This window comes from Streptomyces armeniacus, from assembly GCF_003355155.1.
Taxonomy (GTDB): Bacteria; Actinomycetota; Actinomycetes; order Streptomycetales; family Streptomycetaceae; genus Streptomyces; species Streptomyces armeniacus.
On sequence record NZ_CP031320.1, the window covers coordinates 2,104,716 to 2,119,986 of the forward strand.

9 protein-coding genes are annotated in these 15,271 nt (G+C 66.7%); 5 read left to right on the forward strand and 4 right to left on the reverse strand.

The features are described 5' to 3' along the window. Positions 1 to 517: 517 nt before the first annotated feature. Positions 518 to 1,534: a hypothetical protein gene (locus DVA86_RS09245; RefSeq protein ID WP_208877293.1), complete on the reverse strand. Its 1,017-nt coding sequence runs from the start codon at positions 1,532 to 1,534 to the stop codon at positions 518 to 520. A gap of 584 nt (positions 1,535 to 2,118) precedes the next feature. Here DVA86_RS09245 and DVA86_RS09250 point away from each other — a divergent pair. Beyond that, positions 2,119 to 3,339 (forward strand): hypothetical protein, encoded by a 1,221-nt coding sequence (locus DVA86_RS09250; protein ID WP_222623304.1) that lies wholly within the window; start codon positions 2,119 to 2,121, stop codon positions 3,337 to 3,339. Positions 3,340 to 3,854: 515 nt separating this feature from the next. Here the strand turns inward: DVA86_RS09250 and DVA86_RS09255 are convergent. Beyond that, positions 3,855 to 6,266: an ATP-binding protein gene (locus tag DVA86_RS09255; protein ID WP_208877295.1), complete on the reverse strand. Its 2,412-nt coding sequence runs from the start codon at positions 6,264 to 6,266 to the stop codon at positions 3,855 to 3,857. A 358-nt stretch (positions 6,267 to 6,624) separates the two neighbouring features. On the opposite strand from DVA86_RS09255, the gene DVA86_RS09260 reads away from it, so the two are divergent. Both DVA86_RS09260 and DVA86_RS09265 read left to right on the forward strand, forming a co-directional pair. After that, positions 6,625 to 9,522 (forward strand): AfsR/SARP family transcriptional regulator, encoded by a 2,898-nt coding sequence (locus DVA86_RS09260; RefSeq protein ID WP_208877296.1) that lies wholly within the window; start codon positions 6,625 to 6,627, stop codon positions 9,520 to 9,522. Between the two features lie 551 nt (positions 9,523 to 10,073). Then, entirely contained in the window at positions 10,074 to 11,057 is a 984-nt protein-coding gene (locus DVA86_RS09265) for a class I SAM-dependent methyltransferase (RefSeq protein WP_208877297.1), read from the forward strand. A 65-nt stretch (positions 11,058 to 11,122) separates the two neighbouring features. On the opposite strand, the gene DVA86_RS09270 is transcribed toward DVA86_RS09265, so the two are convergent. Beyond that, entirely contained in the window at positions 11,123 to 11,869 is a 747-nt protein-coding gene (locus tag DVA86_RS09270; protein ID WP_208877298.1) for a helix-turn-helix domain-containing protein, read from the reverse strand. A 103-nt stretch (positions 11,870 to 11,972) separates the two neighbouring features. Here DVA86_RS09270 and DVA86_RS09275 point away from each other — a divergent pair, with 103 nt between their 5' ends. Next, the gene (locus DVA86_RS09275) at positions 11,973 to 13,295 is read left to right on the forward strand and encodes an aspartate aminotransferase family protein (RefSeq protein WP_208877300.1); all 1,323 of its coding nucleotides are present in this window, start codon (positions 11,973 to 11,975) and stop codon (positions 13,293 to 13,295) included. 100 nt (positions 13,296 to 13,395) lie between these two features. Here DVA86_RS09275 and DVA86_RS09280 read toward each other — a convergent pair whose 3' ends face one another. Next, positions 13,396 to 14,634, reverse strand: a complete 1,239-nt coding sequence (locus DVA86_RS09280) for a lipase family protein (RefSeq protein WP_208877302.1) — start codon at positions 14,632 to 14,634, stop codon at positions 13,396 to 13,398. A 301-nt stretch (positions 14,635 to 14,935) separates the two neighbouring features. Between DVA86_RS09280 and DVA86_RS09285 the strand changes: the two genes are divergently transcribed. Further along, positions 14,936 to 15,253: a nuclear transport factor 2 family protein gene (locus DVA86_RS09285; RefSeq protein ID WP_208877304.1), complete on the forward strand. Its 318-nt coding sequence runs from the start codon at positions 14,936 to 14,938 to the stop codon at positions 15,251 to 15,253. The last annotated feature ends 18 nt before the right edge of the window (positions 15,254 to 15,271 follow it).

The window sequence follows — 15,271 nt, forward strand, 5'->3', positions numbered from 1 at the left end:
GCGGCGTCGAGCCTGTGCGGCAGGGTTGTTGAGTAACGAAGCCGCGGACATGGGCAGGGAGATGAGCGTCTTCAGGGCACTGCTCGGCCTGCCTGCCAGGATTCCGGTGCCGCTGTCTTCCATCACCGAGCGGGACCGGAGGCTGTTGCGGCGTTGTCCTGTGGGTTCAGTACGAGTGGCTGCAGGAGCAGCAGAGCGCCTGGCCGTGCCTCCAGTGCAAGTGGACCTGGCCATGGTCCAGGCCCAAAGGCTGACGACTGGCGCAGTGTCGCGTGCCGGGAGATTCGGCTCGTACGCCCCCTCGACAGCCATCAGGGTCACGGGGCCTGTGGTCGACTCACTCGTCGGCCTGCAAGCCGAGTGGTTCGGACACGGAGTCGTGCACGACAATGCCGTGGTGGGCTGTCGGCTCGTGGCGCTGCCACGGGTCTTGACGAACAGCCGCCATACGGAGGCCGCATGGAGGTTCTCGGAGCAGGTTTACGGACGTCTACGGCCCCGATAAACGCCTGCCCTATCAGCGAATTCCCGCCCATTCTCTGAGCGCGGGATCTGGTTTGAAGACGCTCCGCCTCAGTTGCCGGTTGATCTCCTCGTGGGAGGCGACGGCTTGCTCACAGAGTGAGCGCCACATGCTGCGCCGCACGTTCTTGTCAGGCTCTGCCTGCAATTGAGCAGCCCAAGGAGCCCAGACCGCAATGTTGTGCAGATCAGCCTGGCCAACCCCTTCCACGGTGTCCTCGAATCTGCCCAGTGCTCGACCATCGCAATACGTGCAAGAGCAGTATGGGGTGCCTTGAGCCCCGTATACCTCGTGCAAGGTGCTGCACCGGAAGTACCGCATGAGTTGCGGATGCAGCACCGTGGCTCTGCGCCCGGTGGGCGGCGGCCCGCCGTCGCTGGGCGGTCGGCCGTGCCGCATCGAGGTTTGGACACCGATCGCCGAGAACACCGCCCCGTGCGCAAGAGCGTCCAGACCGGCGAGGTCAGTGCGGAGCAGTCCGGTACGGGGCACCCTGACGAGTTCGCGCAGCGCAGTGGCCGCTCCCCTCCGTTCAAGGGGATTGCGAGTGTCGCACAGAACGAGCGCCTTGGTCACCGGCAGAGCGGAGAGTTGCGTCGTGAGGAAGTCAAGATGGCGCTCTCGGAGCCACCCCTTGTCTATTGGCAGCACCACAATGTCCTCAGCCCCGTTCAGCTCGCTCGCGCGCTCCATGACTGCACGAAGGGCGCCGCAATCGTCCGCTCCCACGTAGCCGGTGGGCGTGAGCGCGATCCCGCTTCCGCCCCCGCGTTGGCCCTGCAACAACCCGTCGAGTTGATCATCTGCTTCTCCGAGCAGCGATAGCTGGCCGGTGCCGCCTCCCTTCGGCAGACAGAAGGGCTCCGCGATGGTGGCTCGGTGATGCACGTAGCGCTCCGGATCGACCACGACCGCCTCTACAGCGCCGCGCCTGCGCTGCGACTCCTCGCGGGCCTTGGCTCCGCAGAAGACGATGCCACTCTCCACGCCGTGCAGTACGTCCGACAGCACGACGTCGACGGGGGCACCGGGACGAGAGTGGAGGAGGACTCGGTCAAGCAGCAAACTCCAATCAGACTGATATCCACCCCGAAGCATGCGATCGTGCATATGACCCCCAGGCTGATGGGTTGCACTTGTCATGACCAGCGTGGGATTGCCTATATCTCGCCACAAGGGCGCGAAAAGGCCATACTCCATCCCAGGCGCCGAGTAGCAGGCCCGGGCGTCAAGCCCCCAAGCGAGGCAAGCGCCTGGCCAGGCAGTCCGGAGCGAAGCACTAAAACGACCTCAACCCGGGCGGCAGAATCCGCTCTGCGGTAGCAAGGTTTCCGCAAGGCACATGCAAGCAATCCGCCAAAGGCCGCCGGGCAGCCCCTCTCTCGAAGGAATGTAGCCGACGTACAGGGGGATGTCGTGATCACGTTCGACAGGCGTGGAGAAGCGACCCAGGTTGTTCTCGCAGAGGGCTCCCGGCACGGGGGCGAAGGGCTACCGCGCGGCGCAGGTCTGCCCGCATCGTCGGGCCGGCTCGGCTCGCGCTTGGGGGGCGTCCGTTGATGGCGGGGGGCTTATGGCTGAACAGTCCGGTCGGTTTGGGCGCGAACAGCCGGGTGCTGCGCCGGGGATGCCGCAACGTGCTGGTCGTGGTTCCGTTCATGGTCGCTGGCATCCGGCTGATGGACGTTCTGGCGCTGCTGGAGTCCGATCACCGTGTGGTGGTGATGTTCACCGTGGCGCCCGCGCGGAACGGAGCAGTGTGCCACGGAGCGGAAGAGTTCGTGCGAGCACAGGGTGGGTTGCTGCTTCCGTGGCAGCAGGCCGTGCAGTGCGAGTTCGACCTTGTTCTCGCTGCAAGTGAGACAGCAGTCGAGCAGCTGCACGGACAGGTAATGCTGCTCCCTCACGGGGCCGGAGCGGTGCCATCCAGGCTCCGTGCCCGGAGTTCCGGTCCGGCTGCGGGTCCGGCGCATGGGCTGGATCGTGGTTCGCTGGTGCACCGTGGGCGGTTGGTACCGGCCGCTTTGCCGCTCACACACCGGGATGAACTCGCGATTCTGCGCGAGTCATGTCCGGAAGCGGTCCCCGTTGCGGTCGTGGCCGGCGATGTTTGTTTCGACCGGTTGGTGACAAGTGTGCCGTGGCGGTCTGCCTACCGGCGCGCACTGGGAGTGCGCCCGGACCAGAAGCTCGTGGTGTTGACCTCCACCTGGCAGCCCGAGTCCGTCCTGGGGACTCATCCGGATCTACTCGACCGGCTGGTGCGTGAGTTGCCGCGTACTCAATACAGGGTGGCGGCGGTGCTGCACCCAAATATCTGGGGCGTGCACGGGGCTTGGCAGGTGCAAGCTTGGTTGGCGGATTGTCTGCGGGAGGGCCTGCTGTTGTTGCCACCGGAGGAGGGCTGGCGGGCCGCACTGGTGTCTGCGGACGCGATCATCGGTGATCACGGCTCGGTAACCAGTTATGGAGCGGCAATCGGCTGTCCGGTGATGCTGACTGCTTCCGGCCGCGAGGGGTTTTTGCGGCCAGGAAGCCTGGCTGACGTGGTACGGCAGGAGGCTGCCCATCTGTGTACTGACATGCCGCTGACCCCGCAGATGGAGGAGATTGCAAACGGACATCACTCGTGCCGACAGAAAATGGTGTCCGCGCTGATCACTTCCGTACCGGGACAGGCCGCCGGCATCCTGCGGCGGACCATGTATCGCCTGCTGGACCTTCCCGAGCCTGGCAGGGCGCCGACCAACGCACCGGTGCCACTTCCGGTCCCTGTGGGCTGCCGAGGCGGCCTGGCGATCGAGGAGGTCGGATGAGTCTCAGGCCGTGCCGACACTCGCTCCTCGGCGGGCAGATCGCCGGTAGTACGGGGGAGCGCTTACATGTCACGCGATGCGACTGGCACAGCCGGAACGATGCGGGCGTAGGCGTGTGGGTCTGGGGAGAAACCGCGAGGCAGCGTTACGAGTGTCCCTGCTCGGGGGCCGACAGGTTCCTGGTGGTGGCGGAAGGAGCTGCGGTCGGGTGGAGACACAGTGCTGATGTGGTGATCGGTCGTCCCCAGCCGACGACCAGCCGAGCTGTGCGGGTCGCAGAGTCCTGGCTGGCCGCAGCCCCCGGCTGTTCTCTTGTCGCTGTCTCAGTGGGCGAGCGTGAGACCCTGCTCCAAACCCAGGCTGGGCAAGTTCTGCACCATCGCGCTCACAGAGCGGCGTGTGCTCAGGCCTGCGGCGTCTGTGTCTATCCGTGGATTGCTATCGGGGCTCCTGTCGGCCAGCTCCCCGGACTATCCAGTGTGGGTACCGGAAGAGCACACAACGACGGAGAAGAATCAGGTGCCGTCGGCTAGCTGCGCCTTGATCCTGCCAAGCGCGCGGTCGACTCTCCCTAAGTCCGGCGCACCGGCTTCGCGGTAGAAGGCCCGTGATCGCCTAAGGAGGTTGCTTGCGACTGACAGCTCCGTGAGCGCTTCAGCGGCTTCGCCCCAAACCATCAGTACTTGAGCCCTGTACTGGCTGGATCCTGATTCGGCGACGATTGACCATGCTTCCTGGGCCAGTGTGATTGCTTCGGAGGCGTGGCCCGCCCTCGTATATGCGTCAGCCAGCCAGACAGTGGTCATCGCCTTAACCATGTTGTCACACAATGACTCGGCCAGGTCGCGCCCACGGGTAAGCTCGCCAATGGCTTCCTCGATCCTCCCGGCGGCCAACAAAGCCTGGCCGAGCCGACGTCGGCCGAGTGCCTCTGCTCTTACGCGGCCTGCCTCGCGATCGAGCGCGACACCTTGCCGTAATACCTCTACGGCTTGGTCGAACCGCCCCAGAGAGCGATACGCCATGCCTAGGAGTCCCAGGGCTTCTGTCTCGGCCAGTTCGTGATTGGCCTCGCGTGCCGCCTCGAGCGAGGCGACCCCTTGTTGGAGGGCCTCCTGCTTGCGGCTCAGATTGTGAAAGGCGAAGCCGAGATGATGACGCATACGTGAAAGGGCAGCGGGATCGCCGCAGCGTGACGCGGCCTGGATACCGAACCCGTATGCGGTCATCCAATCCGGGAAGTGCTTGCGGTGGAGGAACAATGACCACATCGACTCAGCGAGTTGCCATACAAGGGCGTCGAAACCCCGTTCGTAGCCAGTACGTAGGAGAGCCATCAGGTTTGGCAGCTCTCTTTCGAGCATCGCAAGTGCATCTCTGCTCGTTTGCCAAGCATACGAGACATCACTGTCTCCATGCTCAGGACGGAGATGCCAATCCAGCGGGGTCACCGCACGGTCACCAGCAGCAGTAAAGGCGAGGTAATACCTCAAGAGGCGACAAACTACTCCATCGCGCGTGGGCGCACTGTCCTCGGCTTCAGCGCGCTGACACGCATGCAGGCGGACGAGATCGTGGAAGTAATACCGGCCGGAGTTGTCGGAATTGAGGAGGCTGGCGTCCACGAGGCTCTCCAACACCACTTCCGTGTCGCCCTTCGACACCTGCAGAGCCGCTGCGGCAGCTTCGGGAGAGAAGCCTGGTCCCGGATGCAGGCCCAGCCATCTGTAGGCTCGTGCCGCCTCCGGTGGCAACCCCTCATACGAAAGGTCGAACACGCTCAAGACTGAGACCTCGTCCATCGCCAGCGCCTGGAGCCGTCGTTGTTCGTCCTTGAGTTCCCGAACCACCCGGGCGATTGGCCACTGGGGCCGTGTCACCAGTCGCGCTCCTACGATGGACAACGCCAGAGGAAGCCCTGCGCACAGGGACACAAGGCCGGCAACAGCGTCAGCCTCCGCCGAGACTCGATGCTTCCCGACAGTGGTTGTCAGCAGCTCCCTGCCCGCTTGCTGGTGCAGCGGAGCGATGTGAAGGAAGTCAGCTCCGTCCATGGTCAAGCCACCCAGGCGCCATCTCGTTGTCACCACAACAGTGCTGGCTACCGAAGAAGGCAGAAGCGCCCGCACTTGAGCTGCTGAGACCGCGTTATCCAACAGGATTGCGATGCACCCGCGGGCAGTCAGCGAGCGGAAGAGACCGGCTGCTTCCTCGGCTTCGGCTGGGACTTGATCCCCTTCGACGCCCAGAGCCCGGAGAAATCCCCCCAGCACCGAGCCCATCGGCTCCGGTTCTCCCGCAGCACCTGGCATCAAGTCGGCATAGAGCTGACCGTCAGGATATTGATCAGCAACTTCGTGCAGCCATCGCAACGCCAAGGTGGTCTTGCCGACGCCTCCGGGACCGCTCATCACTGCCAGCGCGGGCCCTCCTTTCCGGGGCGTGTGATGGATGCGGTGCAGTGCGCCGAGCTCTTCGCATCGGTTTGTGAAGTGTGCGGGCGCTGGTCTGAGTTGTCGTGGTACCAACTGCGGGCGAATCACAGCGTGTTCGGCCTGGTGGAAGTGGACATCCCCGAGGATCGAGCCTGACTGAAGACTCGGGCCGTAGACCTGCGCTGAGCCGCTGATGCTGTTGGTAGACCTCTGTGGCTCTGTCTGGTGGTGCCGCAGCCACGTGTCCAGGTCTGACCTGAACGCGACGTCGCCAGCGGCCTCCTCGGCCAACGAACTCGACAGCCGCCACATTGCCTGCAACGGGTCGCCCTGGGCGCGGCAGGCTTCATCCCAGTACCGCGCCGGCTCTTCCCAGGGTTCATATCGTGTGCCCACAAGCCGATTGAGCGCCTGGCCCGCCGGTGAGCTGTGCAGTGGTCGATTGGCAATCATGGCCGATAACAGCGCAACGACCATCTCCTCGTCCCGCACGGTGCCTCTCCCCCCGGTCCGACTGGACACAACATCAGTTTGGGCGCACGCTGCTGGGTTCCCTCCGAAGCCACACCCGAGCGTTTCCTACCCGGTGTGAGTGGAGATCGACCGCACCCAATCGCCATGAGACCAATTTCAGACCTCCTTTCACAATGACATGGTCATACGAACCGAGCCCGTGTCACTCTCGACCCACGGAACATGCCGAACCGGCGGGAGGGCGCTGGTGGAGCTCCGCATACTGCTTCTCGGCGCAGTCGCGTTGCAGGCTGGGAACGAACGCAGCCCGCTCGGGTCTCCCAAGGAGCGCCTGACACTCGCCTCACTGGCTTGGGATACGGGCAGAACGGTCGGGGTGGACACCCTCGTCCACCGGGTGTGGGACGATCACCCGCCAGCGAAACCGCGCGAGGCGTTGTACGTACACATTCACCATATCCGTAAGACTATTTGGGCGCTTGCCGGCCCGAACGCTCCTGCGGTGATCAGTCGTACACACACCTATACGCTCCAGGCAGATCCGGACACCGTTGATCTGCGTCACTACCTCAACCTTCTCGACCAGAGCCAGGGCTTGGCCGAAGGGGGCAGCGAACGAGATGCCCTGAAGGCATACCAGGCGGCGTCACGACTATGGGGTGGCGAGCCGCTGGCCGGACTGCCGGGAGCCTGGGCGACCGAAATCCGACGCTTCGTCGTGGAGAAAAACCTTGCGGCCGCCCTGAAACAGGCGGACATAGCGCTGAGGCTCGGCCGTTTCGAGGAGGCCGTTGCCGGCTTACAGCCACTTGTGGAGCAGCACTCGACGAAGGAGCCCGTCGCGCGGCAACTCGCGCTGGCGCTCCACGGATGCGGGCGCACCGAGGAAGCAGCCCGGTTGATGCAGCGCACGCTGCATCAACTGCGACGGTCAGGCACTGACCCGAGTGATGACCTCGCTCGCATCCACCAGGGCATCCTGATTGGCACACCGGTCGACGCCCTGCTGCCCGCCCCGCCCACGTCTCTCGCTCGCAGAAGCAGCTCCGGACCCACGGACTCTCTGCCACCCGAAGGAATCTGGGTCGGCCGCAACTCTGAGCTGGACAGGATGACTGCCGCCTCTGCCCAAGCAAGCGGCTCGGTGCGCCCCCAGGCCATCACGGGCATGGCCGGCTCTGGAAAGACGGCGCTGGCCGCACGTGCGGCGCGCCGGATGCATGAACGCTTTCCTGACGGAAGACTGGCTATCAACCTACGGGGGCACTCCCTCCACCAGCCACCGATGGCCCCCGTTGAAGCTCTCCGAGAGCTTCTGCGGCGCCTCGGCACACCCGTACAAGAGCTTCCTCAGGATCTGGAGAGCCTGGTCACGTTGTGGCGCGCCGAGGCCCGGAACCGCAGGTTCGTGGCCCTCTTGGACGATGCCGCCGGCGTCGAGCAAGTTGGCCCGCTACTGCCTGGAGAATCCGCTTCTCTGATAATTGTCACCAGCCGCTACCAACTGGCCGCCCTGCCCCGTGTCCAGCACATCGCGCTGGACGTGCTCGCCCCCGCCGATGCCGTCGCACTTCTCCGCCACACGCTTGGCGAGGAGCGGACGGCGAATCAAGTCGAAACGGCCACACTGGCCCGTTTGTGCGGGTACTTGCCCCTAGCATTGGACATCACGGCCAGCCGTCTTCTCGCGCGACCTTCCTGGACTGTCACCGACCTGGTGAAGCGCTACAACCAAGCACCCAGGAGGCTTCCGGAAATCCGCGACTCCTACCGGGCGATGACCAAAGTACTTGCCGTCTCCTACCAGGCGCTCACTCCCGTACAGCAGAGGGCATTTCGCTGTCTCGGTCTACACTTCGGCACGGAGTTCGGCCCCGGGGCCGCTGCCGCCCTCAGTGGACTTCCAGTCGACGAGACAGAATATGTACTGGAGGAACTGCTAATATGCCATCTTATCGCGGAGCCGGCGCCGCATCGCTATCAACTTCACGACCTTTTACGTGAATACGCCGCAGGCCTCGCTGAACACGACTCGGCAACGGATAGACACCACTCGCTCGATCGTCTGCTCGACCACTATTTGCGAACCGCAGACCAGGCTGACCGGCGCGCCTACCCGCATCGTTTGCGCATCGATCTGCCCCCCGCCGCGGCCTCCCTTGTATGGCAGGAGGACGACGCTCAGCGCTGGTTCACCACCGAGGGCCCGAACCTGTTGGCGGCCCTGGAGTACGCCCGAGCCCACGGCTCACGCGGTCAACTGGCCATGATGGCCCACGCCTTGGCGGGCTTCCTGAGCAGTGAGGGCTACCTGACCACGGCGATCACCGTGCTCCGCGAAGCCGTTGCGTACTGGCAGACGATCGAAAGTGCAGGAACCACCGGCCGAGCCCTGATCGACTTCGCCACTGTCTGCGCCAGCGCCGGCACCTACGACACAGCCATCGAGAGCGCCCGTACAGCCTTGGAGATAGCAGAGAACACCGCTGACGTCGCCCTCGAAGCAGAAGCTCTTCACCAACTGTCCATCGCTTTCTGGCACACGGCCGAGCCTGAAGCCCTTAAGTTGCAACAGCGAGCCCTGCGGCTCCGCCTGGCCAAGTCCGACCGGCTCCAGCAAGGCAGGAGCTTCAACATGATGGGCACCATCTGCCTCAGCTTCGGGCAACAGAAAGAGGCGCTCAAGTACTTCCTGGACGGTCTCGCACGTTTCCGAGATGTCGGCGACCGGCGTGGCCAGTTCATCGCACTCAACAATATGGCGGAATTGTACAAAGAGACTGGAAACCTGGACAGCGCCATCAGCGCCTATCGGCGCTCGATCAAGCTCCTCCAGGCTCTCGGCAGCAAGGGGCAGTACGCGGTTCTTCAGATCAACCTGGCGGACACGCTGCGGGCCAGCGGAAAACCGAGAGAGGCCCTGGAACTCTACAGGGCGGCCCTACCCGTACTGCGCAGCACAGGAGACCGGCGCAGCGAGGCGATCGCCCGCAATGGAATCGGGAAAGTCCTCCAGGACACGGGGAGAAGTGAAGAAGCGCTCGCCCACCACGCCGCCGCACTGGCCATCGCTCGGACTATACATTCCACTCTGGAAGAAATCCAAGCGCTCCGCACGCTGGGCGAGGCGGAAGCCGCCACGGGGCGACTGGCACAAGCCTACGCCCATCTGGAGACAGGGCTCGCTCAGAGCCGCAGAATAGGGGTTCGCTCCGAAGAGGACGAGACTTTGGCAGCGCTCGCCCGCATATGGCACGGAAACACACTCTCGTGATGACTGAGTTCAAGTCACCCAGCATATGCCAGTGACATTCACAGAGAAGCAGAGCGTTACGCGAGCAAAGATTTGCACTACGGTGGACACCCTGTCGCTACATTGACCAGGGGTGCGCCTTCTAGAATTTGCCTGTTCAGGCACCTACGTGATCTCATACTTGAGCACCAACCACGTCGGGCGAAAACCCTGCAGGTTGGTGTGCGTCAGTAAAACTAGTAATGGCTTCGAGAGGCGCAACGTGTTCCAAATAGCCAGGCGAGTGCTCTATGCAGCGCTCGTCTGCATTCCATACATCGTCGCTCATGGAGTGCAGCCACCAGGTGCAATGTAGGCAGCGAGTGTGCCGGGTGCCCAGCTCGGCACACTCGCTTTTTTTGGTGCCTCTCAACCCCGTTCTCCTCGGAGCGCGGGCCGGCGGGGGTTCGACGGGCCGGGTAGTGGGGGGTTGTCCCGGAAATGGCAACAAGAGTTGTCGTTACGGCGCGCTTGGCCGCAGTCTGGCCGTACGGCCGAGAGACCAGCGGACCCATCCGGAACGGGAGTGCCCCATGACCGCACAGCACAGCCACGGCACACAGCACAAGCACCAGCACGAGGACCAGCACCAGCACCACCAGCACGGCCACGGCGCGCACAACCACCACAACATCGACTGGGAGGCGATGGCCGCACACCTCGAGGCCGAGGCCGAGCTGCTCAGCCCATTCATCGAGAGCGCGGCGGACTGGCTGCGCCGGGCGATCACCGAAGCCGAAGCCGGGGCCAACGGCGACGGCGCCGACGGCGCCCACGGCGTCCGCCGCGTGCTCGATGTCGGCAGCGGCCCCGGCGTGGTGACCTGCGTGCTCGCGCGGACCTTCCCGTACGCCGAGACCGTCGCCGTCGACCAGGGCTCCGGGCTGCTGGAGCGGGTCGCGGCGCGCGCCGCCGAGCAAGGGCTGGGCGACCGCGTACGGACGCGGCAGGCGGATCTGCCGGCGGAGTTCGGCGCGCTGGGCTCGGCCGATGTGATCTGGACAAGCCATGTCGTGCACCATCTCGGCGACCAGCAGGCGGCGTTGGAGTCCCTCGCCGGCGTGCTGCGCCCCGGCGGGCTGCTCGCGGTCGTCGAACGCGGCCTGCCCGCGCGCTTCCTGCCCCGCGACATCGGCATCGGCCGTCCGGGCCTGCAGGCGCGGCTGGACGCGGTCGTCGAAGACCGGTTCAGCGAGATGCGGGCCGAACTGCCCGGCTCGGTCGGCGTGGTCGAGGACTGGCCGGGCATGCTCGCCGCGGCCGGGCTGGTGCCCGCGGGGACGCGTACGTTCCTCACCGACCACCCGGCGCCGCTCGCCCTGTCCGCACGCGAGTACCTGCACACGCATCTCACACGGCTGCGCGACGGGGTCGGCGAACAGCTCGACGCCGAGGACCGCGAGACGCTGGACCGCCTGGTGGACGGTGACGCCTGCACGGGCATCCTCTGGCGGCCCGATGCCTTCTACGCCACCGCCACCACCGTGCACACCGCCCGCGCCCCGCACCCCGGCTGAGCGCGGCGGGCCGCACGCCCGCGGGCGGCGCGGCCCGCGGGCGGCCCGTACGCCGTCCCGTCGCGTCAGAAGCTCGGCGGAGTGACCGTCCAGACGCTGACCGACGGGACGTTGCCCGGGTTCGCGTAGCGGTGCGGGAGCGTCGCGTCGAAGCTCACCGCGTCGCCCTCGCGCAGGGCGTAATGGACGCCGTCGACCCAGTAGTCCAGCTCGCCGCTGAGGATCAGGCCGACCTCCTCGCCGGCGTGGGTGTGCGGGTGGCCGCCGGAGGAGGCGCCGGGGGCGACCTCCATGATCATGGACTCGAGGCGGCCGTGCGGGTTCGGGTTGAGCAGCTCGTAGCGGACGGCGTCGTTCCCGGTACGGGCGATGACCACGCGCTGGTCGGGCCGGGTCACGGCGTGCCGCTCGCCCTCGACGGTGCGGAACAGCTGGCTCAGCGTGACGCCGAGTGCGTCCAGGATGGTGCGCAGCGTGCTGATCGTGGGGCTGTTCTTGTTGTGCTCGACGTTGCTGAGGTAACTCCGGGACAGGCCGGTGGCCTTGGCGAGCGCCTCCAGCGTGAGGCCGCGCTGCACGCGGGCGTCGCGGATGTGGCGCCCGAGATCGTCGTCGCCGGGCGGCCCCGCCGCCGCGGCCGTCTCACCCGTCTCAAACGCTGCCTGCGCTGCCTTCGCTGCCTTCTCCGCCACCGCCACGTCCCGGTCCCGCTTCTCCGTCGCCGTCATGTCCCGTACGCCCGTCCTGTCACGTGCGCCGTCCTGGCTCGTACGTCTCGCGTCAAGGTACCGGGCGCCTCGGACAGCGTCCACTAAACGCGACACCTCGTCGTACTTAATGGTTGACGACTGCGACCAGCATCCTCGACAGTGTGTCGCGGATAGTGGCCGCAGCAGAAGTGGACTGGAGTGACGCATGGCGCACGACGAGCGCGAGAAGTACCTGATCCGTTACGCCGGCGACTTCGCCCCGTTCGTCGTCGAGAGCGCCGAGGGCTCCTGGGTGACGACCACCGAGGGGCAGCGCATCCTCGACTTCACCTCGGGGCAGATCAGCTCGACGCTGGGCCACAACCACCCCCGCATCGTCGCCGCCGTCGAACGGTCCCTGCGCGAGGTCATCCACCTCAACTCGTGGATGGTCAGCGAGGACGTCCTCGAACTGGCCCGGCGGCTGGCCGGGTTGCTGCCGGAGCCGCTGGCGCGCTCCATCCTGCTGAACACCGGCTCGGAGACGAACGAGATCGCGTTCCGGCTGGCGAAGGCGTACACGGGCAAGTTCGAGATGGTCGGCGTCACCCGCAGCTTCCACGGGCTGCTGGCCGGCACGAACTCGCTGACGTACTCCATGGGCCACAAGGGCAACGGGCCGCTGATGCCCGGCAGCTTCGCGATCCCGGCGCCGTACGAGTACCGCTGCCCGATCCGGCACTGCGTGAACGCCTGCGACAAGCTCTGCCTCGACGTCGGCTTCGAGACCGTCGACCAGTCCTCGGTCGGCTCGCTCGCCGCGATGGTGGTGGAGCCGGTGCTGTCCACTGGCGGGATCATTCCGCTTCCGGACGGGTATCTGGCGGCGGCGAAGCAGAAGTGCGAGGAGCGCGACATGCTGCTGATCGTCGACGAGGCGCAGACCGGGTTCGGCCGTGTCGGCTCGATGTTCGCCTTCGAGCAGGACGGCGTCGTGCCCGACATCCTGACCGTCTCGAAGACGCTCGGCGGCGGGGTGCCGCTCGGCGCCACCGTCACCAGCGCGGAGATCGAGGAACGCTGCGCGGACCAGGGCTTCCTGCACATCACGACGCACGTGTCCGACCCGATGCCCGCCGCCGCGGGCCTCGCCGTCCTGGACGTCATCGCCGAGGAGGAGCTGGTCGCGCGGGCCGCCGCCACCGGCGAGTACCTGTTCGCGCGGCTCCGCGAACTCCAGGAGCGGCACGAGGAGATCGGCGACGTACGCGGGCGCGGCCTGCTGGTCGGGCTGGAGCTGGTGACCGACCGCGAGACCAAGGAGCCGGCGAGCGCGCTCGGCGCGGCCGTGACCTCCGAATGCCTGCGGCTGGGGCTGTCGATGAACATCGTCAAGGGCGACGGCTCGCAGACGAACTGCCTGCGCATGGCGCCGCCGTTGGCGGTGACGCACGAGGAGGTCGACACGGCGGTGGACATCCTGGACCGCGCCCTCACGAACTGCAAGAAGGCCGCGGCCGGGCGGCCCGCCGACCAGACGTACGACTGATCGGCGGGCCGCCGCCACAGAGGACGGAGCGTTACGGGCACAGCCCGCGCGGCCAGGCCCCTACGGGCGCGGCGAGCGAGCCGAGCACAGGAAGGCAGCGCTACGAGAGGGAGCCGCAGTCCGAGGACGGCTCTTTGCCCGCGAAGCGGTCCTCCAGCCACAGGAACACCCGCGGGAACGAGGCCACCGCGCCGCCGACATGCGTCGGCGTGGCGAGTGTCGCGAACTCGACGTCCGGGGCGCCCCGTTCGCACCAGCCCGCGACCATGTCCCGGCCGACCTCGTACGGGATCACGTCGTCCAGCCGGCTGTGGGTGACCAGCGTGGGCACGTTCGGCGCGCGCTCGCCGATGCGCTGCTCGTTCACCATCCGCTGGAACGGCTCCTCGTCCAGGTAGTCCGTCAGCGGACGGCCGTCCTCCGTGAGCGTCTTGCTCTTGATGAACGGGAACTTCAGCACCGCCTCGGCCGTGCACGCCTTCTCCGCGTCGGCCATGAACCGCTCGCCCTTGTCGTTGAGATACGGCCCCAGGTCGAGGTCGTAGCCCGCGGCGAGGCCGGCGACGGCGTAGCCGAGGAAGCCGACGTACAGCGAACCGTCCAGGTTCTCGGCCACCTTCGCGAGATCCGCCGGCGGCGCACCGGCCGACACGCCCTTCAGGTCCAGCTCGGGCGCGTACTCCGGGGCGAGTTCGGCGGCGGCCGCGGTGGCGCCGCCGCCCTGGGAGTAGCCGGTGAGGGCGACGGGCCCGGCGTCGGGCAGCCCGGCCTCGGGGAGGCGCTGGGCGGCGCGTACGGCGTCGATGACGGCGTTGCCGGACACCGCGCGGTTGACGTACGTGTGCACGCCGGGCGTGCCGAGGCCCTCGTAGTCGGTCATGGCGACGGCGTAGCCGCGGGCGAGCAGGCCCTTGACGAACAGGCCCTCGTACTCGGTGCCGTTGGCGAGCTGGCGGGACGGCGCACAGGGGTCGCCGATGCCCTGGGTGCCGGGGGCGTAGCCGATGACGGGGCGGTCGCCCTTGCCGGACCAGCCGGTCTTGGGGGTGATGACGGTGCCGGTGACGGCGACGGGCTCGCCGTTGCCGTCGGTGGACCGGTACATGACCCGGTTCACGTGGGCGTCGACCTTGATCGCTTTGAGCGGGTCGAGGTAGTAGTCGGAGGGTTCGGAGCGGATCACGTCGCCGTTGTTCGCGGGCAGCGTGGCGGGCGGCTCGTAGAACGGCGGCCGGGTGTCCTCCGCCTGGGCCGAGGGCACGGCGACGCCGCCGACGGTCACGGCGGTGGCGAGGGCGAGCAGTGCGGTGACCGCTCTCCTGTACGGACGGGACTTCACGGGCGACTCCTCGCGGAGCGATGGGGGATGCCTGGTGGGCGGTGCCTGGAGGTGCGTGGGGGTGCGTGGGCTGCGTGCGGATGCCTGCTGGGAATGCGAGCAGGCCAAGGAAGTTACCGCCGGTAGCCTACCGAGTAGTAAGTACGATGTGAGGATGCTCACCGGCGGGCCGCCCCGTCAATACCCGGGAGTAGGTTCGTTTCTCCGCGCCCCGCGTGCGGCGCACCCGATGCCCGCCGATCATGGCTGTGAGAACACCCCACGCGACCACACGGCACAGCCCTTCCGGCAGGAGCACAGCATGAGCGTCACCCCCACCGACCCGGCCGTACGCGCCCTTGTCGACGCCGTCAACGCGGGCGACCGCACCGCGTTCCTCGACCTGCTCACCCCGGGCGCCACCCTGTCCGACGACGGCACCGAGCGGGACCTCCAACAGTGGATCGACCGCGAGATCTTCCACGCCAACGGCCGTATGGACGTCCTGTCCGAGACCGACGGCGGGCGCTCCCTGACCGCTGACTTCCGCAACGACACCTGGGGCGCGATGCGCACCTCCTGGCGCTTCACCGTCGACGACGGCGGAAAGATCCGCCGCATCACCACCGGCCAGGCCTGACCGCCCGCCGTACGCCTC

Coding starts and splice junctions, on each gene's coding strand:
- DVA86_RS09275 (WP_208877300.1), top strand. CDS start 11,973: ATGGCGCACGACGAGCGCGAGAAGTACCTGATCCGTTACGCCGGCGAC.
- DVA86_RS09285 (WP_208877304.1), top strand. CDS start 14,936: ATGAGCGTCACCCCCACCGACCCGGCCGTACGCGCCCTTGTCGACGCC.
- DVA86_RS09265 (WP_208877297.1), top strand. CDS start 10,074: ATGACCGCACAGCACAGCCACGGCACACAGCACAAGCACCAGCACGAG.